The organism is Curtobacterium sp. MCBA15_013, assembly GCF_001865095.1.
GTDB lineage: Bacteria > Actinomycetota > Actinomycetes > Actinomycetales > Microbacteriaceae > Curtobacterium.
In genome coordinates this window covers 134,152-152,776 of the sequence record NZ_MJGQ01000001.1, presented here as the reverse complement: position 1 = coordinate 152,776, position 18,625 = coordinate 134,152, and the positions used below count along the sequence as shown (strand labels likewise).

General features: G+C 73.5%; 16 protein-coding genes. 10 read left to right on the top strand and 6 right to left on the bottom strand.

Annotated features, from left to right (window positions below; translation table 11 throughout):
- Positions 1–156: 156 nt before the first annotated feature.
- From BIV01_RS00710 to phoA, 9 genes are all read left to right on the top strand, one after another.
- Entirely contained in the window at positions 157–1,758 is a 1,602-nt protein-coding gene (locus BIV01_RS00710) for an ABC transporter substrate-binding protein (RefSeq protein ID WP_071301605.1), read from the top strand.
- Positions 1,755–2,786, top strand: a complete 1,032-nt coding sequence (locus BIV01_RS00705) for an ABC transporter permease (protein ID WP_071301604.1) — start codon at positions 1,755–1,757, stop codon at positions 2,784–2,786. Before BIV01_RS00710 ends, BIV01_RS00705 begins: the two co-directional genes overlap by 4 nt.
- The gene (locus BIV01_RS00700) at positions 2,783–3,661 is read left to right on the top strand and encodes an ABC transporter permease (RefSeq protein WP_071301603.1); all 879 of its coding nucleotides are present in this window, start codon (positions 2,783–2,785) and stop codon (positions 3,659–3,661) included. The genes BIV01_RS00705 and BIV01_RS00700 overlap by 4 nt, the downstream gene beginning before the upstream one ends.
- Entirely contained in the window at positions 3,658–5,394 is a 1,737-nt protein-coding gene (locus BIV01_RS00695) for a dipeptide ABC transporter ATP-binding protein (protein WP_071301602.1), read from the top strand. The genes BIV01_RS00700 and BIV01_RS00695 overlap by 4 nt, the downstream gene beginning before the upstream one ends.
- On the top strand, positions 5,391–7,430 hold the full coding sequence (locus BIV01_RS00690; RefSeq protein WP_071301601.1) for a CocE/NonD family hydrolase: 2,040 nt from the start codon (positions 5,391–5,393) through the stop codon (positions 7,428–7,430). Before BIV01_RS00695 ends, BIV01_RS00690 begins: the two co-directional genes overlap by 4 nt.
- Positions 7,427–8,080 (top strand): TetR/AcrR family transcriptional regulator, encoded by a 654-nt coding sequence (locus tag BIV01_RS00685; RefSeq protein ID WP_254791750.1) that lies wholly within the window; start codon positions 7,427–7,429, stop codon positions 8,078–8,080. Before BIV01_RS00690 ends, BIV01_RS00685 begins: the two co-directional genes overlap by 4 nt.
- A gap of 29 nt (positions 8,081–8,109) precedes the next feature.
- Positions 8,110–8,523: an SIP domain-containing protein gene (locus tag BIV01_RS00680; RefSeq protein WP_071301600.1), complete on the top strand. Its 414-nt coding sequence runs from the start codon at positions 8,110–8,112 to the stop codon at positions 8,521–8,523.
- A gap of 109 nt (positions 8,524–8,632) precedes the next feature.
- Complete coding sequence (locus BIV01_RS00675; RefSeq protein ID WP_071301599.1) at positions 8,633–9,130, top strand: Dps family protein; 498 nt, start codon at positions 8,633–8,635, stop codon at positions 9,128–9,130.
- A 168-nt stretch (positions 9,131–9,298) separates the two neighbouring features.
- Positions 9,299–10,990: an alkaline phosphatase gene (gene phoA / locus BIV01_RS00670; RefSeq protein ID WP_071301598.1), complete on the top strand. Its 1,692-nt coding sequence runs from the start codon at positions 9,299–9,301 to the stop codon at positions 10,988–10,990.
- Positions 10,991–11,031: 41 nt separating this feature from the next.
- Here phoA and BIV01_RS00665 read toward each other — a convergent pair whose 3' ends face one another.
- The 5 genes from BIV01_RS00665 to BIV01_RS00645 all read right to left on the bottom strand — a co-directional run bounded on the left by BIV01_RS00665 (position 11,032) and on the right by BIV01_RS00645 (position 16,716).
- On the bottom strand, positions 11,032–11,694 hold the full coding sequence (locus BIV01_RS00665; RefSeq protein WP_071294651.1) for a response regulator: 663 nt from the start codon (positions 11,692–11,694) through the stop codon (positions 11,032–11,034).
- Positions 11,691–12,986: a sensor histidine kinase gene (locus tag BIV01_RS00660; protein WP_083413680.1), complete on the bottom strand. Its 1,296-nt coding sequence runs from the start codon at positions 12,984–12,986 to the stop codon at positions 11,691–11,693. The genes BIV01_RS00665 and BIV01_RS00660 overlap by 4 nt, the downstream gene beginning before the upstream one ends.
- Entirely contained in the window at positions 12,983–13,690 is a 708-nt protein-coding gene (locus tag BIV01_RS00655; protein WP_071294652.1) for a DedA family protein, read from the bottom strand. The genes BIV01_RS00660 and BIV01_RS00655 overlap by 4 nt, the downstream gene beginning before the upstream one ends.
- A gap of 120 nt (positions 13,691–13,810) precedes the next feature.
- Positions 13,811–15,319, bottom strand: a complete 1,509-nt coding sequence (gene rfaE2 / locus BIV01_RS00650) for a D-glycero-beta-D-manno-heptose 1-phosphate adenylyltransferase (RefSeq protein WP_071294653.1) — start codon at positions 15,317–15,319, stop codon at positions 13,811–13,813.
- A complete protein-coding gene (locus tag BIV01_RS00645) occupies positions 15,316–16,716 on the bottom strand; it encodes an aldehyde dehydrogenase family protein (protein ID WP_071294654.1) in 1,401 nt (466 codons plus the stop codon). The genes rfaE2 and BIV01_RS00645 overlap by 4 nt, the downstream gene beginning before the upstream one ends.
- Before the next feature lie 134 nt (positions 16,717–16,850).
- Here BIV01_RS00645 and BIV01_RS00640 point away from each other — a divergent pair, with 134 nt between their 5' ends.
- Entirely contained in the window at positions 16,851–17,957 is a 1,107-nt protein-coding gene (locus tag BIV01_RS00640) for a glycosyltransferase family 9 protein (protein ID WP_071294655.1), read from the top strand.
- Between the two features lie 54 nt (positions 17,958–18,011).
- On the opposite strand, the gene BIV01_RS00635 is transcribed toward BIV01_RS00640, so the two are convergent.
- Positions 18,012–18,625 (bottom strand): SDR family oxidoreductase (locus BIV01_RS00635; protein ID WP_071301597.1); only part of this gene is annotated, 614 nt, incomplete at its 5' end.

Genomic DNA, 18,625 nt, shown 5'->3' with positions numbered 1-18,625 from the left:
CGTGCCTCTGGTGCGGCTGCGGGAGACCGCTCGATCGCGGTCACCGTGCGGATCGGGGCCCCATGCAGGCAGCCGGCGTCCGTCGCGTCGGGCTTGGCCGGGGACGATCCGCCCTCTATCGTTCACCGGAACGATTACCAGGAGGGGTCACCCCGAATGCAGCCCATCGTCCCCGAACCCCGGAACGCCCGCGGCCCGAGCCGTCGTGCGCTCCTCACCGGCGCCGCCGGACTCGCCGGCCTCGGCCTGCTGACGCTCACCGGGTGCAGCTCCGGCGCCTCGGCCGGCACCACCGACCTTCCCGAGGCCGCCGCCACCGGCACCGCCCGGAGCGGCGGTCGACTCCGCATCGCCCGACCCGCCGCGTCGGCCGCCGAGACCCTCGACTCCGCGAGCTCCCTGTCGGCGTACGAGTACCTCGGTGCGCTCTACAACCGGCTCGTCAAGCTCGACCAGCAGGGCCGGACCGTGCCCGACCTCGCCGAGGAGTGGTCGGCGAACCAGGACGGCACCGAGTGGACCTTCCGCCTCCGCCGGGGCGTGCGCTTCCACGACGGGTCGCGCTTCTCCGCCGACGACGCGATCGCGAGCATCCGGCACATCCTCGACGAGAAGACCGGCAGCCCGCAGGCCGGGGTGCTCGGCGAGGTGATGGACGCCCGCTCGATGACGGCCGTCGACCCGTACACGCTGCGGTTCGCCCTCACGAAGCCGAACGCGGAGTTCCCGTCGCTGCTCACCGCGTACCAGTGCTACATCGTGCCGGAGGGGGCGATCGCCGACATCGGCCGGACGGGCATCGGCACCGGGCCGTTCCGCCTGTCGTCCTTCACCCCGGCGGGTGCCGGCAGCGTCGAGGCGTTCGACGACCACTTCGCCGGCCGCCCCGCACTCGACGGAATCGACTTCTACTCGATCCAGGACACCACCGCCCGGGTGAACGCCCTGCTCGCGGGGCAGATCGACCTCATCTCGCAGACGAACCTCGACTTCGCGACGGCTCGGGTCGTCGCCGCCTCCGATCGTGCGACCATCGCCCGCTCGAAGAACGCGCAGTGGTACACGATCCCGATGCTCGCCACCTCCGAGGAGTTCCGCGACCCGCGGGTCCGCCAGGCGATGAAGCTCGCCTACGACCCGCGCACGATCGTCGACACCGCCCTGCAGGGCACCGGGTCGCCGGGCTGGGACAACCCCGTGCCGCCGCAGCTCGCCGCCTTCGTGGACGACCACCGCGAGTACGACCCCGACAAGGCGAAGGCGCTGCTCAAGGCCGCCGGTCGGTCGGACCTCCGCGCCTCGATCTACACGTCGAGCTACGAGTCGGTGTTCACCCCGATGGCCGTCGCCTACCGCGACGCCGTCGCGGACGCGGGCATCCGCCTGACGGTGAAGAACGCCAGCTCGGACTCGTACTACACGCAGATCTGGATGCAGAAGCCGCTCATGGTGAGCTACTGGTTCACCGGCCGTCCGATCGACCAGCTGCTCAACCAGATCTTCCGGTCCGGCTCGTCGTACAACGAGAGCGCGTGGTCCAACGAGCGGTTCGACGGGCTGCTCGACGACGCCCGCGCCGAGATGAACGACGCGAAGCGGCTGACCCTGTACCAGGACGCCCAGCGGCTCGTGGTCGAGGACGGCGCGGACATGACCCCGATGTTCGGCGACCGCCTGGTCGGGCTGTCCCGCGACGTCGTGAACTACTCGGAGTACGGCTTCGAGTTCGACTACCTCCGGATCGGACTGCGACGATGACGACCACCAGCAAGCCGTCGGACGTCCTCGTCCCCGTCCTCCGTCGGCTCGGCATCGCCGTGCTCACGGTGGTGCTCGCCTCGCTGTTCGTGTTCCTCGCCGTGCAGGCGCTGCCCGGCGACGTCGCGCAGCAGCTGCTCGGGCAGAACGCCACACCCGACGCCGTCAAGCAGCTCCGGGAGTCGCTCGGCCTCGACCAGAACGTCTGGCTCCGGTACCTGCAGTGGCTCGCCGGAGCGGTGCACGGCGACTTCGGCACCTCGCTCGTCAGCGGGGAGCCGGTCGCCCCGACGCTGTTCACGGCGTTCCGCAACAGCATGCTCATCGCCGTCCCCGCGATGGTCGTGGGCGTCACGCTGTCCCTCGCGCTCGGCGTCATCGCCGGGGTCCGCCGCGGCCGTGCGTCCGACCGGGTGATCTCGATCGTCAGCCTCGTCGTGATGAGCGTGCCGGAGTTCATGGTCGCCACCGTGCTCGTGCTGCTCTTCGCGATCGGGCTGCCGCTCTTCCCCGCCGTCGTCCTGCGCGGCAGCGACGCCACGGTCGGCGAGCTCCTGCCGACGATCTGGCTGCCGATCATCGTGCTGACCCTGGCGATGGCCGCGTACATCGTCCGGACCGCCCGTTCCTCGACGATCGACGTGATGGCGTCCGAGTTCGTGACCACCGCGGAGCTGAAGGGCCTGACGATGCGCCGGGTCGTCTGGAAGCACGCGGTCCCGAGCGCGCTCCTGCCGACGCTCAACGTCGTCGCGCTCAACGTGGCCTGGCTGCTCGGCGGCGTGGTCGTCGTCGAGAACGTCTTCAACTACCCGGGCATGGGCAAGCTCATGCTCGAGTCCGTCTTCAACCGCGACCTGCCGACGATCGAGGCGATCGCGCTTCTCAGCGCCCTCGTCTACGTCGTGTGCAACCTCGCGGCCGACCTCGTCGCGCTGGTGCTCGACCCGAAGCTCCGCACACGACAGCGACGGGCGCGCACCCGGAGCCGCACCGGCACACGCCCCACCCGGAAGGCAGCAGCATGACCGCCATCGCCCCGCGTTCCCGGAACGTCATCGGCGCAGCCGTCGCCCCCCTGCGCAGCTCCACCGCGTTGAGCATCGGCCTCGGCCTGATCGCGCTGCACCTCGTGCTCGCCGTCCTCGCCCCCGTCATCGCCGGCCACGACCCGGTCGCGACGAACTCCGCCGACGTGCTCGCCGGCCCGACGTGGACGCACTGGCTCGGCACCGACCAGTACGGCCGCGACATCCTGTCCCGGACGCTCAACGGCGGCCGCTACGCCCTGCTCGTGACCTTCCTGGCGACGACGATCGCCGTGGCGGTCGGCACCGTCCTCGGCTGCGTCACCGCGTACGCCGACAACTGGTTCGACGAGGTCGTCATGCGGATCGTGGACGCCCTGCTCAGCGTGCCGTCGATCCTCGCGCTCCTCGTCGTCGTCACCGTGTTCGACGCCGGGCTCTGGGTGATCGTCCTCGCCGTGACCATCGTCTACGCGCCCGCCGCGACCCGGGTGGTGCGCGGCGCGGCGCGGACGGTGATCACGCAGGACTACGTCACGGCCGCGCGCGCCCGGGGCGAACGCTCCCTGTCCATCGTGTTCCGCGAGATCCTGCCGAACGTCCTCGACGTGGTCCTCGTCGAGTACGCGATGCGCGCCTCCTGGATCGTGCTGCTCGTGGCGTCGCTGTCGTTCCTCGGCTTCGGTGCGAACCCGCCGACACCGGACTGGGGGCTCATGGTCCAGGAGAACCGGACCGCCCTCACGGTCGTGCCCCTCGGCACGCTCGCGCCCATCGTGGCGCTCGCGACCCTGGTGGTCGGCCTCAACCTCGCGGCCGACGGGCTGAGCAAGTCGCTCGGTGTCGACCGCGCGACGAAGGGAGTCAGCGCGTGAGCATCGTCCAGGTCGACCGCCTCGCGATCTCGTACGCCGCCGGCAAGCGCTCCGTGCCGGTCGTCCGCGGTGTCTCGTTCGCCATCGAGGCGGGCCGGACCCTCGGGCTCGTCGGCGAGTCCGGCAGCGGCAAGTCCACCGTCGCCCGCACCCTGCTCGCGCACCTCCGGACCGGGTCGCGCATCGAGCACGGCACGGTGCACGTCGACGGCGAGGACGTCTTCGCCCTCTCGCCGGCCGGCCGACGGGCGCTCCGTGGCGGCACCGCGTCGGTGGTCGCGCAGAACGCCGGACAGGCACTCACGCCGTCGATGCGCGTCGGCGAGCAGATCCGCGAGGCCCTCCGCGCCCACGGCGAGCCCGACGGCCCCGAGCGCGTGCTCGAGCTCGTCCGGCTCGTGCGGCTGCCGTCGCCGGAGACGATCGTCCGCCGGTACCCGCACCAGCTCTCCGGCGGGCAGCAGCAGCGCGTCGCGATCGCGATGGCCGTGGCCGCGCGCCCCCGCGTGTTGGTCCTCGACGAACCCACCACCGCCCTCGACGTGGTCACGCAGGCCGCCGTGCTCGACCTCGTCGCCGACCTCGGCCGCGAGCTCGGCATGGCCGTCCTGCTCGTCAGCCACGACCTCGGCGTCGTGTCCGCGATGGCCGACGAGATCGCCGTGATGCGCGACGGCAAGGTCGTCGAGCACGCCGAGACGGCGGCGCTCTTCGCCGCCCCGCAGCACGAGTACACGCGTGCCCTGCTGGCCGCGGTGCCGGACGGGCGCCGGCCAGGAGGAACGGACCACGTGCCCGAGACGGCGACCGTCTCGTCGACGGTCGCCTCCAGGGCCGGCCGGACCGTTGGTCCCGAACCGCTCGTCCGTCCCGTGGTGACCGCCGAGGACCTGGTGATCCGCTACGGACGCGGCCTGCCGGCCGCCGTCGACGGCGTCTCGTTCACGATCGCGCCGCGCGAGACGCTCGCCGTCGTGGGGGAGTCCGGCAGCGGCAAGTCGACGCTCGCGACGGCCCTGGCCGGCCTGGTCCCGGCCGAGTCGGGCACGTTCTCGTTCGACGACGGGACCGTGAGCGGGGACCTGCGCGAGCCGATCGCCGGACGGTCCCCGGACCTCCGTCGTGCGGTGCAACTCGTGTTCCAGAACGCCGACACCTCGCTGAACCCCCGCCGGACCGTCGGGGCCGCCATCGCGCGGCCGCTGAAGCTGTTCACCGGTTCCTCGTCGCGCGAGCGGGTCGGGGAACTGCTCTCCCAGGTCGGCCTCGGGCCGGAGTTCGCTGACAGGCTGCCGGCGCAGCTCTCCGGCGGGCAGCGGCAGCGTGTCGGGATCGCCCGGGCCCTCGCCGCCGAGCCGCGCCTGGTCATCGCCGACGAGATCACGACCGCGCTCGACGTGCAGGTGCAGGCGGGGATCCTCGCGCTGCTCGCCGACCTGCAGCGCGAGCGCGGGCTGAGTTGCCTGTTCATCAGCCACGACCTCGCGGTGGTGCGGGGTGTGGCCGATCGCGTCGCCGTGATGACCGGCGGGCGCATCGTCGAGATCGGCCCGACCGAGGCCGTGTTCGGCGGCCCGAACCACCCGTACACGGCGACGCTCCTCGCAGCGACGCTCGAACCCGGCAGCACCGAGCTGCCCGACGTCGGCGACGGCGTGCCGCGGTGGCGCGAGGCTCCGGGGTGGACCGACCGCGGCGACGGACACCTGACCCGGAACTGGGAGGACGCATGACCGGCTTCACCGCACTCGGGGTGGACCCGGCCCTGCCCGACGGCGTGACCGTCCGCGACGAGTGGATCCCGATGCCCGACGGCGTCCGGTTGCACACGAGGATCTGGTCCCCGGCGGCACCCGACGGCCCCGTGCCGGTGCTGCTCGAGTACCTGCCCTACCGGCTCGACGACTGGACCGCGCCGCGGGACTCCGAGCGGCACCCCTGGTACGCGCAGCACGGGTACGCCTCGGTGCGGGTGGACATCCGCGGGACCGGCTCGTCGGACGGGTTCTTCGACGACGAGTACAGCGAGCAGGAACTCCGCGACGGCGAGGCCGTGATCGCCTGGCTCGCCGCACAGGAGTGGTCGACGGGTGCCGTCGGGATGTTCGGCATCTCGTGGGGCGGGTTCAACGCGCTGCAGCTCGCGGCCCGCGCACCCGAGGCACTGAAGGCGATCGTGACGGTGTGCTCGACCGACGACCGGTACGACAACGACGTGCACTACGTCGGCGGTGCGGTGCTCGGGATCGACATGGCGGCGTGGGGTGCGACGATGTTCGCGTTCAACTCGCGGCCGCCGCGGCCCGAGGTGGTCGGCTCCGGCTGGGTCGACCAGTGGCGTGACCGCCTCGATGCGAACCGCCCGACGACGCCCGTGTGGCTGTCCCACCAGGAGCGCGACGACTACTGGCGGCACGGCAGCGCCGCGGAGGAGTACGGGAACATCGGCGCCGCGGTCCTCGCGGTCGGCGGCTGGGCCGACCCGTACCGCGACGCCGTGCTCCGGCTCGTGGCCAACGTGGACGCCCCGGTCAAGGGGATCGTCGGACCGTGGTCGCACCAGTACCCCGACCGGGGGCTCGCACCCGGGCCGTCGATCGGCTTCCTGCAGGAGACCCTGCGGTGGTGGGACCACTGGCTGCGCGGGGTCGACACCGGCGTCGAGCAGGAGCCCGCGCTCCGGGCCTGGATCAACGAGGGCGAGCCGCCGGCGACGTACTACGAGACGCGCCGCGGCCGGTGGGTCGGTGCCGAGGCCTGGCCGTCGTCCGCCACCGTGTCCCGCACGGTTTCCCTCGCCGGGTTCCGCGGCGGCGCGGACGGCGCGGTCGTCGTCCGGTCGCCGCAGCACACCGGTGCCGACGCCGGACGCTTCTTCCCGTTCGGCAACGCCACCGACCTGCCGCCGGACCAGCGCGCCGAGGACGGCCGTTCGGTCTGCTTCGACCTGCCGCTCGACGAGCCGGTCGACGTGCTCGGCACCGTCCTCGTCCACCTCGCCGTGACGAGCGATCAACCCCGGGCCACCGTGACCGTGCGCCTGTGCGACGTCGCGCCGGACGGGTCGTCGACCCTCGTCACCCGGGGTGTGCTCAACGCCGCGAAGCGCGACGGGATGGACCGGGACGACCCGCTCGAACCCGGCGCCGCGGCGTCGCTGCCCGTCCGGCTCGTGTCGACCGGTCACCGGTTCGCCGCGGGACACCGGCTCCGGATCGCCGTGTCGACGTCGTACTGGCCGTGGGTCTGGCCGCACGGCGTCGCACCGACCGTCGCGATCGACCCCGCCGCCTCACGCGTCGAGCTCCCGGTGTGGACCCGCGCCACCGACGACGGCGTGCGGTTCGAGCAGCCGGAACGCTCCGAGCCGCTCGCGATCGAACGGGTCGCGCCGACCGAGGTCCTGCCGCAGCGCACCGTCACGCACGACGTCGAGTCGGGGGAGTGGACGCTCGACGTCGACCCCGGGTACGGCGGCGGACGCGTGTACCCGGACGGGCTCGTCTTCAGCGAGGACGCCCGCGAGACCTACCGCATCCGGTCCGACGACCCGACCAGTGCCAGCGCGACGTCCCGCTGGTCGATCGGCCTGGCGAAGCCGGAGTGGGCCGCACGGCTCGAGACCGCCTCCGAGGTCACCGCGGACGCCGACGCCTTCCACGTCCGGAACACCGTGCGTGCCTGGGCCCGGGACGGTGGTCCCGACGTCGCCGAGGTGCTCGTCGCCGAGCACACGTTCGTCGACGAGGTCCCGAGGACCTCGGCGTGAGCGGGCCGGAGCAGACACGGGTCCGGCAGCGTCCCGAGGTCCGGCGGGCGATGATCGTCGAGGCGGCACGTGCCGTGATCGTCCGGAACGGCGTCGGGGCGACGGGCCTGCGGGACATCGCCGCCGAGGCGGACGTCTCGGTCGGGACCGTCACGTACCACTTCGGCAGCGTCGCGGAGATCCTCAACGAGGTCGTCGTGCTCGAGACGGAGCGCTTCTACGGGGCGATCGTCGCCGCGGTCGACGCGGAGCCGGACCCCGTCGCCGGCATCCGCATGCTCGTGGAACCGCTCTTCGGGGACACCGAGCAGGTGCGGCAGCACTGGCGGATCTGGTCGGACTACTGGACGGCGGTCGTGCGGCGGCCCGAGGTCGCGGCGGAGTACGCCGAGCGGATCCGCGTGTGGGAGGCCTGCCTGGTCCGCGTCGTCCGTCGAGGCGTCGAGGCTGGGGTGTTCACGCCCGCGGAGTCGCCCGAGGTCGTGGCGCTCAAGCTCGCGGCGTACAGCGACGGGGTCGCGACGCAGATCGCGCAGGGGGTGCCGGACCTCACGAACACGGTCGCCCTGTCCTGGATGTGGACCTTCCTCGCCCACGAGCTCAGTGTGGCACCTGCGCGTCTCGGGGGAACCGCCGCGACACCCTTGTGATGAGGTAAGGCTTCCCTTACCGTTGACGCATGGCACGGACCCGGCGACAGCCCAGCGAACGCATCCTCATCGCCGGCAGTGTCGACGACCTCCCCGAGATGACCCGCATGCTCGAGGACCTGCCCGAGAACGCCTACGGCCAGGTCTTCGTCGAGGCAGCCCTCGCCGAGCAGGTCCGCACGCTCCCGGCGCCCCCGCGCGTCACGGTGACGTGGCTGCTCCGGAGCGCCCGGACGTCCGCGGTGTCACCCCTCGTCTTCGCCGACCACGGCGAGGCCCTCGCGCACGCCGTCACCGGGTGGGCGGCCGAGTGGTGCGTCGCCGACTGCGAACCGCGCACGAGCGTCTGGATCGGCTGCGCCGACAGCCCCTGGGTCGAGCGCGCCCGCTCCGTCGTGCAGATCGAACTGGCCGACGCGGGCTTCGACACCCTCGTCGGCTGACCGGGTGAGGTCAGCCTTCGCTTCCTTGCGGCATACAAGAGAAGCGGGCACTGTTGTCACCATCGGATCCACCCCACTCGGGTGGGACCACGAGGCAGGAGGAAACGACATGACCAACACCACCAGCACCACGCCCACCACGTCCCCGTTCTCGACGACGCCGGAGCTCGCCGCTGGGGTGGCGCAGTTCCTCGCCCCCGTCGTGATCGACCTCGAGGCGCTCGTCGTCAACGGCAAGCAGGCGCACTGGCACGTCCGTGGCCGCAACTTCGTCGGCGTCCACGAGCTCCTCGACACCATCGTCGAGCACGCCCAGGAGTGGGCCGACCTCGCCGCGGAGCGCATCGTCGCCCTGGGCCTCCCGGTCGACTCCCGCATCGCCACGGTCGCCGCGAAGACCACTATCCCGCCGCTGTCGGAGGGCTTCCAGAACTCCGACGTGACCATCACCGAGGTCATCGCCGAGATCGACGCCGCGCTGCTGCAGGTCCGCCGCGCCGTCGAGGGCCTCGACGAGGTCGACCTCAACAGCCAGGACGTCGTCATCGAGATCGAGCGCGGCCTGACCAAGGACCGCTGGTTCCTGCAGGCGCACCTCGCCGCGTAGACGCGACCGACTTCCGACGGGAGGCGCGGTGCCAGCTGGCACCGCGCCTCCCGTCTCGCTGTCACCGCGTCTGTTCATCGACCAGACCGGGCCCGTTCACCCGCCTGTACCCACGCACAGCCATCCTCGGATGGCACCCGTTCGGGGCACAGACGAGGGGAACACCCAATGCAGCACACTCCGCAGCGCCGCCGCCGCGCCGCGCTCGCACTCGGCGCCGCGCTCATCGCCGGCGCCGTCGCCCTGCCGGGCGCGGCCGAGGCCGTCGGGCAGCTCGCGCTGAACCAGCACGGCGGCGCACAGCGCCACCAGGGCGACCAGACCCGGTCGATCCAGCAGGAGATCAAGCGGGCCGGCGCGAAGAACGTCATCCTGCTCATCGGCGACGGGATGGGCGACTCCGAGATCACCATCGCGCGGAACTACCAGTACGGCGCGGCCGGTCGACTCCCGGGCCTCGACGCGCTGCCGCTCACCGGCTCGTACACGACGTACTCCCTGTACAAGGACGGTGCGGACAAGGGCAAGCCCGACTACGTCACCGACTCGGCGGCCTCCGGGAGCGCCTGGGCGACGGGGACGAAGACGTACGACGGCGCGATCTCGGTCGACATCGACGGGAAGCAGCAGCAGACGCTCCTCGAGCTCGCGAAGGCGAACGGTCTCCGCACCGGCGACGTGTCCACCGCCGAGATCCAGGACGCCACCCCGGCGGTCCAGGTCGCCCACGTCGGCGCCCGCTCCTGCTACGGCCCGGACACGGCGTCGTGCGGCACGGACGCGCTGCAGAACGGTGGGCTCGGGTCGATCAGCGAGCAGCTGCTGAACACGCGCCCGGACCTCACCCTCGGCGGGGGTTCGGCGAGCTTCCAACAGACCGCGAAGGCCGGGCAGTGGCAGGGCTCGACGCTCTTCGCCCAGGCCGCGCAGCGCGGCTACCAGGTGGTCTCCGACGCCGACGGCCTCGCTGCCGTCCGTCGTGCCGACCAGTCGAAGCCGCTCCTCGGGCTCTTCACCCCGGGCAACTTCCCGACCCGGTACGCACCCACCACGGCGACCGTCGGCGGGGCGGACCAGGCACCGGTGCAGTGCACGCCGAACCCGGCACGCCTGTCGACCGGGCTGTCGCTGCAGTCGCTCACGAACAAGTCGATCGACCTGCTGAACCGTGACCGTGCGAAGACCGGCAAGGGCTTCTTCCTGCAGGTCGAGGGCGCGAGCATCGACAAGCAGGACCACGCCGCCGACGCCTGCGGCCAGATCGGCGAGACGATCGACTTCGACGAGGCCGTGCAGTCCGCACTCGCCTTCGCGAAGCAGGACGGCAACACGCTCGTCATCGCCACGGCCGACCACGCCCACTCGAGCCAGATCGTCGACAGCACGCCGCCGACCTCGCTCTCCACGGCGCTCCGCACCGCCGACGGCACCACGATGAAGGTCTCGTACGGCACCTCGGCCGCGGGCAGCTCGCAGCAGCACACCGGCACGCAGGTCCGCATCGCGGCGTACGGCCCGGGTGCCGCGAACGTCGTCGGGCTGTCGGACCAGACGGACACGTTCTTCACCATCCGCGACGGGCTCCGGCTGCACGACGACCTCGCAGCACTGTCGCGCGGCGCCCGCATCGACCTGTCCGTCGGGGCACCGCGTCCGAACCAGCGCGTGACGCTCACCGGGTCGCGGTTCGCCGGTGACCGCCAGGTGCGGGTCGCGGTCGGGTCGACCGACCTCGGCACGGTGGACGTCATCGACGGCACGGCGACGGTGGCGTGGAAGGCGACGTCGGGGAAGTCGACGATCACCTTCACCGGCGTGCAGTCCGGCAAGCAGGCCTCGAAGCAGGTCCGAGTCCGCTAGCCTCCTCGGCTCGGTCGAGACGGCCTGGTGGCACCGGTCCCTCAGGGGGCCGGCGTCACCAGGCCGGTCTCGTACGCCAGCACCACCGCGTGCACCCGGTCCCGCAGCTGCAGCTTCGCCAGGATCCGGCCGACGTGCGTCTTCACCGTCTGCTCGGCGATGTAGAGCTCCGCCGCGATCTCCCCGTTCGACCGACCCCGTGCCAGCAGCAGGAACACGTCGCGCTCCCGTTCGGTCAGCACCTCGAGCACCTCGGTCCGGGGTGCGGCCGGGAGCGGGCCCGCGACGAACGCCTCGACGAGGTGCCGGGTCACCCGCGGCGCCAGCAACGAGTCACCCGCCGCGACCGTCCGGACCGCCTGCACGAGCTCGTCGGCGCTGGCGTCCTTGAGCAGGAAGCCGCTCGCCCCGGCCCGGAGGGCGTCGAACACGTAGTCGTCGATGTCGAACGTCGTGAGCATGACGACCCGCACCGGCTGCGTGGCCGGGGCGGCCGTGATCCGTCGGGTCGCCTCGATCCCGTCGAGCTCGGGCATCCGGACGTCCATGAGCACGACGTCGGGTCGCAGCCGCAGCGCCTCGACGACCGCTTCGGCGCCGTCCGACGCCTCGCCCACGACCTCGACGTCGTCCTGGGCCTGGAGGATCGCCCGCAGTCCCATGCGGAACATCTGCTGGTCGTCCACCACCATCACACGCGTCATCGGGTTCCTCGGTCGGGCGGGGCCGTGCTCGGCTGGGCGGGCGGGGCCGTGCTCGGCTGGGCGGGCAGGGTCACGGCGACCCGGAACCCGCCGTCCGGGAGCGGCCCGTGCTCGATCGTCCCGCCGAGTGCCGACACGCGCTCCCGCATGCCGGCGAGCCCGAACCCGCCGTCGTCCGGGGGAGCGGCGGGGACGGTGCCGGCGGGTGGCGCGGCGTTGGTCACCTCGACCGCCAGCAGGGGGCCGCGCCGGGCGACCGTCACGGTCGTGTCGGCACCGGGAGCGTGCCGCGCGACGTTCCCGAGGGCCTCCTGCACGACCCGGTACGCGCTCAGCTGTGCCAGCCGGTCGTCCCCTTCGTCGGGTGCGTCGTCGTCGAGGTGGAGCTCGACCGGGATCCCGGCGGCCCGCGTGGCCTGCACGAGCGCGGGGAGGTCGGCGAGCCGGGGCTGCGGCGCCCGTTCGGCCGAGCCGTCGCCGCGGAGGGTGCCGAGCAGCTGCCGCATCTCGCGGAGCGCCGTCCGCGAGGTCTCGGCGATCGCCGCGAACTCCGCACGTGCTGCCGGCGGGAGGTCGGCCACGCGGAACGGCGCCGACTCGGCCTGCATGTGCACGACGGACATGCTGTGCGCCACGACGTCGTGGAGTTCGCGGGCGATCCGGGAGCGTTCCTCGACCGACCGGCGGCGGGCCTGCTCGAGTTCGGCGTCGCGGCGGGCCTCGGCGAGCTCCACCCGGACGGCCCGGCGCTGCCCGATCGCCACGGCCGTCCCGGCGAGGAGCAGGTCGCTGCCGGCGGACACGACGAAGGTCGCGGCCCAGACGTCGGCCGGGTCCCACCGACCGGGGACCACCGCGACCAGGCCGAGCGTGAGCACCGTCGCCGCGGTCCAGACGGCAGCGGTGAGTCGCCAGTCCGTCCGGACGCCGAGCACGACGAGGAGCGCGCCCACGCCGATGATCGCGGTGACCGGGAGCGGCCACGGACCGGCCGGCGACCCGGCGGTGAGGAGCCCGAGGGCCGCCACTCCCGCCAGGTGCACCACCGAGGCCGTCCGTGGCAGCACGGGAGCGAGCCCGAGCGAGACGGAGAGCACCGCGGTCACGAGCAGCGCGAGCGGGACGGGCACGTCGTACACGGCGACCGTCACGGGTGCGGCCACCGCGAAGAGCGTCGCGGCCACGACGACGAGCACGATCCGGGCGGCGACGACGGGCCAGGTCGCCCACTCCCGGCGCGTCGACCACGGCCGGCGTCGGCGCGGCGTCGCGGGTGGGACGTGGGCGGTCACGGTCGTGCGGTCCCTCCGGAGTGGGCGAGGTGCGGTGCGGGGCGGGCGGCGTCGAGGACCGCTGCCCGGGCGTCCGCGCGGTCGTCCGCCCGGGCGGCTGCTCGGGCCTCCCGCTTCCGGGTGACTCTACCGATGACCCGGTCGACGGCGATCCCCAGTCCGGCGGCGACCACCATCGAGACCAGTGCTGCGACGAGCGGCTCGTGCAGCACGCTCGACGCCGCGAGGGCGATCCCGATCGAGGTGGCCGACCACGCCAGCCCGGCGACCGAGCTGATCGCGAGGAACCGGCGGTAGGGGAGCCGGGTCGCACCGGCGGTCATGTTCACCGCGACGCGTCCGACGGGGATGTACCGACCGACGAGGATGAGGCTCGCGGACCGCCGTCGCATCTGGCGCTCGGCGAACGCGAACGCCGCGGCGATCCTCGGACGCCGGGACCGCGCGAGGCGGCCGAGTCCGATCCGACGGCCGATCCAGTAGGCGACGGAGTCCCCGGCGACCGCGCCGAGTGCGGCGGCTGCGAGGACCCCGGCGAGGACCGGCTGGCCGGAGGTCGCGGCGATGGCGGCGACCGCGACGAGGGCGGCCTCGCTCGGCACGGGTGGGAAGAAGCCGTCCACCAGGCAGAGCGCGAAGAGGACGACGAAGACGAGTGGGCTGGCCGCCAGCTCGACGACGAGCGGGGTGATCTGGTCGAACACGGTGGCTCCCTCCGCCGACGGACCTCGTCGACGGGATCGACGCTACGGAGCGTGCGACCGGCTGCCATCCCGCGCGGGTCTCGACCACCCCCTACCGCGGTATGACTTCCCCCTGACGGGTCACGGTGTGGCCTCGGGGTCCGTCCGCGCGGCCTCGGTCGCCGCGGCCGCTTCGCGGATCCGTCGGACGACGGCGGTCGTGGAGTGTTCGGGCACGTAGTCGACCATGACGACCTCGCCGCCGTAGCCCTGCACCACGGCGGTCTCGCGCAGCATCTCGGGGGAGTAGTCGCCGCCCTTCACGTAGACCTCGGGGTGCAGCCGTTCGATGAGCGGGATCGGGGTGTCGGTGGCGAAGACCGTCACCAGGTCGACGCACGCGAGGGCGGCGAGTACGCCGGCCCGGTCCTCGGCCGGGTTGATCGGCCGTTCCGGACCCTTCAGGCGCCGGACGGAGTCGTCGTCGTTCAGTGCGACGACGAGCAGGTCGCCCAGGTCCCGGGCCTGCCGGAGGTACGTCGTGTGCCCGCGGTGGACCACGTCGAAGCAGCCGTTCGTGAACACGATGCGTCGTCCGGCCTCCCGCGCGGCGTCCACCGCGGCGGCGAGCTCGTCGTGGTCGACGACGGTCGCGGCCGGCGCGGTCACCGACTCCAGCAGCGCCGCGGCCGAGCACACCGAGGTCCCGGCCTCGCGGACGACCACGTCGGCTGCCGCCTGGGCGACCGACACGGCGTCGCGGAGCGGGGCGTGCACGGCGAGCGCCACCGTCGCAGCGGCGCAGAAGGTGTCGCCGGCGCCGGAGGCCTGCTGCTCCGACGCGGGGACCGCCCGCGTCCGGAAGCCACCGTCGGAACCGTGCTCGACCAGGACCGTGCCGTCGCGGTCCAGCGTCACGACCGCCGCACGTGCGCCGGTCCGTCGGAGCACCTCGTGCCGGGCGTCGACGATCGCGGACGCCCGGTCCGGGCCGGTCCCGAGCGGCGCACCGAGCAGCGCGGCCGCCTCGCCGGCGTTGGGCGTCACGAGGTCGGGCCGGAGCGCCGCCCAGCGGGTGAGGTCGTGCGCGTCGACGACGACCGCGGTGGGACGGTCGGCGTCGAGCACGGGGACGACGTCGGCCGGGTCCACCCCGAGGCCGTAGTCGCAGACGACCGCGGCGTCGGCGCACCGCAGCGCACGGGCGACGGCCTCGGCCAGCCGGACGCCGTGCTCGGCGGTGGGCTCCGCGGCGATCTCGTCGACGCGGACGACGACCCGGTCGCCGCCGACGACCCGCGACTTCGTCGTGGTGCGGGTGCCGGGGACGACGACCATGCAGGACGTGTCCACCCCGGCGGCGTCGAGGCGTTCGCGGAGCACGGCGCCGGCCTCGTCGTCACCGAGCAGCCCGACCATCCGGACGCGGGCAGCGAGTGCGCGGGCGTTGACCGCGGTGTTCGCCGCGCCACCAGGGACCGCCACGGTCTCCGTCACGCGGACCACCGGGGCCGGGGCCTCGCGCGAGACCCGTTCCGCCTCGCCGACGGTCCAGCGGTCGAGGATGCAGTCGCCGATGACGACGACGAGCGGCTCGCGGTCGTCGACCGTGGCGACGAGGTCCCGGACGAGCCGGACGTCGACGCTCACCGGGCACCGCCGGCCGGCGGGGCCGCCTCGAGGTGCACGACCGTCGTGGTGGTGAGCTCGTCGAGCAGGTGCGGGCCGTACCCGAACCCGGCTCCGGAGGCACCCCGGGGCTGCGCGCTGCCGCCCGGGGCACCGCCGAAGACGGCGTTCACCTTCACCGTGCCGACGGGGAGTTCCGCGGCCGCACGCAGGGCGTGTCCGGTGTCGTTCGTGAGCACCGTCGCCGCGAGGCCGTAGCGGTCGGCCGCCGCGAGTCGCAGGCCCTCGTCGAAGTCCTCGACGACGCGCACGGGGGCGATCGGCCCGAAGGTCTCCTCGGTCATGACGAGCATGTCGTCGGTGACACCGGTGAGCACGGTCGCGGGGTAGAAGGCGCCCGGGCCGTCCGGTGTGGCCCCGCCGGTGCGCGCCGACGCCCCACGCCGCAGGGCATCGTCGACGTGCGACTGCACGGTGCGCCGGAGCCGGTCGTCGACGAGCGGCCCGTACTCCGCCGCCGGGGCGGACGTGCGCCGCTCGGCCTCGGCGACGAGCGCGGTCACGAACGGCTCGGCGACCGCGCGGTGCACGTACACCCGCTCGACGCTCGTGCAGATCTGACCGGTGTTCGCGAAGGCGCCGAGGGCCACCTGGGCGGCGGCCCACACCGGGTCGACGTCGGCGTCCACGACGACCGCGTCGTTCCCGCCGTTCTCCCGGACGACGTGGGCACGGGTCCGCACTGCAGCCTCGGAGAGCCGGTCACCGGTCGCGGTCGAGCCGACGTGCGCGTACACGTTGATGCCGTCCTGTGCGAGGAGCAGTTCACCCGTCGCGCCGTCGCCGTCCACCCCGACGAGGACGCCGTCCGGCAGGACCTCGGCGAGCAGGGCGTTCAGGCGGGCGATCGTCGCGGGGGAGCGCTCGCTGCCCTTGTGCACGACCGTGTTGCCGGTGACGATCGCGGCGCCGAGGATCCCGCACGCCACGGCGACCGGGTCGTTCCACGGGGTGAGCGCGAGCACCACGCCGCGGGGGTGCGGCACCGACCAGTCGGCAGCGCCGAACGCGCCGCGCAGGGCCTCGCCGCGGTGCACGGGTCCGAGCTCGGCGTACTGCACGAGCGTCCCGACCCCGGCCTCGACCCCGCCGAGCGCGTCGCCGGGGACCTTGCCGGTCTCCCGGGTGTTCAGGTCAGCCAGCTCCTGGGCGTGCGCGCGGACGTGCTCGGCAGCGCGGTGCAGCAGGGCACCCCGCTCCGCCGGTGCGGTCCGGGCCCAAATCGGGGCCGCGGCGCGGGCACGGGCGACGGCGGTGCGGACCTCCTCCTCGGAGGCGCGGCGCACCGTCGAGGCGAGGGTCCCGGTGGCGGGGTCGGCCACCACGATGTCATCGGTGGCGGGGGGAGCGATCGTCATGGTGTCCTTCCGGGGGACGGGCGGGGGTCCGACGGTCCTCGCGGGAAGCTGGGCACGCCCACGGCATCGCGTTTCTCGTCCATCCGAGCCCGCTGCTGGACGTCCGGGCGGCCCCTGGTCGGTAGACGGGACGGGTGCAACTGATCGGCAACGGTGGAGAACGGTTCGACGACGTCCGCGAGATCGGGGTGCTCCGGGGCGGGGGCCTCGGCGACCTGCTCTTCGCGGTGCCGGCGCTCGAGGCCCTGGCAGCGGCGTACCCCGACGCGCGCATCACCCTGCTCGGCACGCCGACCGCCCCGGCGGTGCTGCGCGGCCGGACCGACGCCGTGCACGCGTTCGAGGAGCTGCCGGTCGTCCCGGGCGTCCGGGACTCCGGCGAGGGTGCCCCGACCCTCGCGGACTTCGAGTCGCGGCTCGCCGGGCGCTTCGACCTCGCCGTGCAGCTGCACGGGGGCGGACGGAACTCGAACCCGTTCCTCCTCCGGCTCGGCGCCCGGCACACGGTCGGCACCGCCACCGAGGACGCCGAGGTCACGGAGCGTTGGGTCCGCTACGTCTACTACCAGCACGAGGTCCTCCGGGCCCTCGAGGTCGTCTCGCTCGCCGGTGCCGCACCGGTGACGCTCGACCCGCGGGTGCGCGTCTCCGACGAGGAGCGCGCGGCGGTCCGCGACCGGCTCGGCGTCCGCACCGCGTCGGACCGCAGCGGGCGGCTCGTCGCGATCCACCCGGGGGCCACCGATCCACGGCGCCGCTGGAGCCCGGACCGGTTCGCCGCCGTCGCCCGGGCTCGGCTCACCGCCGGTGACGACGTCGTCCTCGTCGGTGACGCCACGGACGTGCCCGCTGCGGCAGCGATCCGGGCCGCGCTGCCCGCCGACTCCGCGGACCGAGTGCACGACCGCACCGGCGCGCTCCCGCTCACCGACCTCCCGGCGGTCCTCGCGGCGGCGGACGTCATGGTCGGCGACGACTCCGGCCCGCGGCACCTCGCCGTGGCCGTGGGCACCCCGACGGTGGGCGTGTTCTGGTTCGGCAACGTGGTGAACGCCGGTCCGTTCGACCGCGGTCGACACCGCGTCCACCTCTCGTACGTGACGCGGTGCCCCGTGTGCGGGGTCGACGTGACGCAGGTCGGGTGGACGGCCGAGCGCTGCGCGCACGACCCGTCCTACGTCGACGAGGTCGAGCCGCAGGCCGTGCTCGACGACGTCGCGGACCTGCTCCGCACCACGTGACGGGAGGCGCGGTGCGGGCCCGCACCGCGCCTCCCGTCCGTCAGACGGTCGCGTCTACGGCCAACTCGGCTCCGTCGCCGGCATGATCGACAGCTCGCGGATCTCGCAGCCGGCCGGCTGCGCGAGCGCGAACAGGATCGCGTTCGCGACGTACTCCGGCTCGATGAGCTGCGCGTCCGGCCCGGGCTTGTACTGCTCCGTGCGGTCGGCGAAGAAGTTCGTCCGCATGCCCGCCGGGATCACGTTCGTGACGCCGACGCTGCCGCCGGTCTCGGCGGCGAGGGCCTGCGAGAACCCGCGGACGCCGAACTTCGACGCCGAGTAGGCGGTGCCGTCCCCGACGCCGCGGAGGGCGAGCGACGAGGAGACCGTGACGACGCGACCGTGCGACGCCTCGAGCGCGGGCAGCGCCGCACGGACGACGGCCGCCGTGCCGAGCAGGTTGACGGCGACGATCCGCTCCCAGTCGCCGGACGAGATGCCGCCGATCGGTGCGGGCTTGTCGATCCCCGCCGCGGTCACGACGGCGTCGAGGCCGCCGTGCCGCTCCGCTGCCTCGCGGACGGCTCGCTCGGTCGCCTCGGTGTCGGTGACGTCGACCGCGACGGCGTCGAGGCCGTCCGGGACGGCATCGATCCGCAGGTCGAGGACGATCGGCGTGCCGCCGG

What these genes read in the sequence shown, in the direction of transcription:
- BIV01_RS00710 (WP_071301605.1), top strand. Translation starts at nt 157, where the DNA reads ATGCAGCCCATCGTCCCCGAACCCCGGAACGCCCGCGGCCCGAGCCGT.
- BIV01_RS00705 (WP_071301604.1), top strand. Translation starts at nt 1,755, where the DNA reads ATGACGACCACCAGCAAGCCGTCGGACGTCCTCGTCCCCGTCCTCCGT.
- BIV01_RS00700 (WP_071301603.1), top strand. Translation starts at nt 2,783, where the DNA reads ATGACCGCCATCGCCCCGCGTTCCCGGAACGTCATCGGCGCAGCCGTC.
- BIV01_RS00690 (WP_071301601.1), top strand. Translation starts at nt 5,391, where the DNA reads ATGACCGGCTTCACCGCACTCGGGGTGGACCCGGCCCTGCCCGACGGC.
- BIV01_RS00680 (WP_071301600.1), top strand. Translation starts at nt 8,110, where the DNA reads ATGGCACGGACCCGGCGACAGCCCAGCGAACGCATCCTCATCGCCGGC.
- BIV01_RS00675 (WP_071301599.1), top strand. Translation starts at nt 8,633, where the DNA reads ATGACCAACACCACCAGCACCACGCCCACCACGTCCCCGTTCTCGACG.
- phoA (WP_071301598.1), top strand. Translation starts at nt 9,299, where the DNA reads ATGCAGCACACTCCGCAGCGCCGCCGCCGCGCCGCGCTCGCACTCGGC.
- BIV01_RS00665 (WP_071294651.1), bottom strand. Translation starts at nt 11,694, where the DNA reads ATGACGCGTGTGATGGTGGTGGACGACCAGCAGATGTTCCGCATGGGA.
- BIV01_RS00645 (WP_071294654.1), bottom strand. Translation starts at nt 16,716, where the DNA reads ATGACGATCGCTCCCCCCGCCACCGATGACATCGTGGTGGCCGACCCC.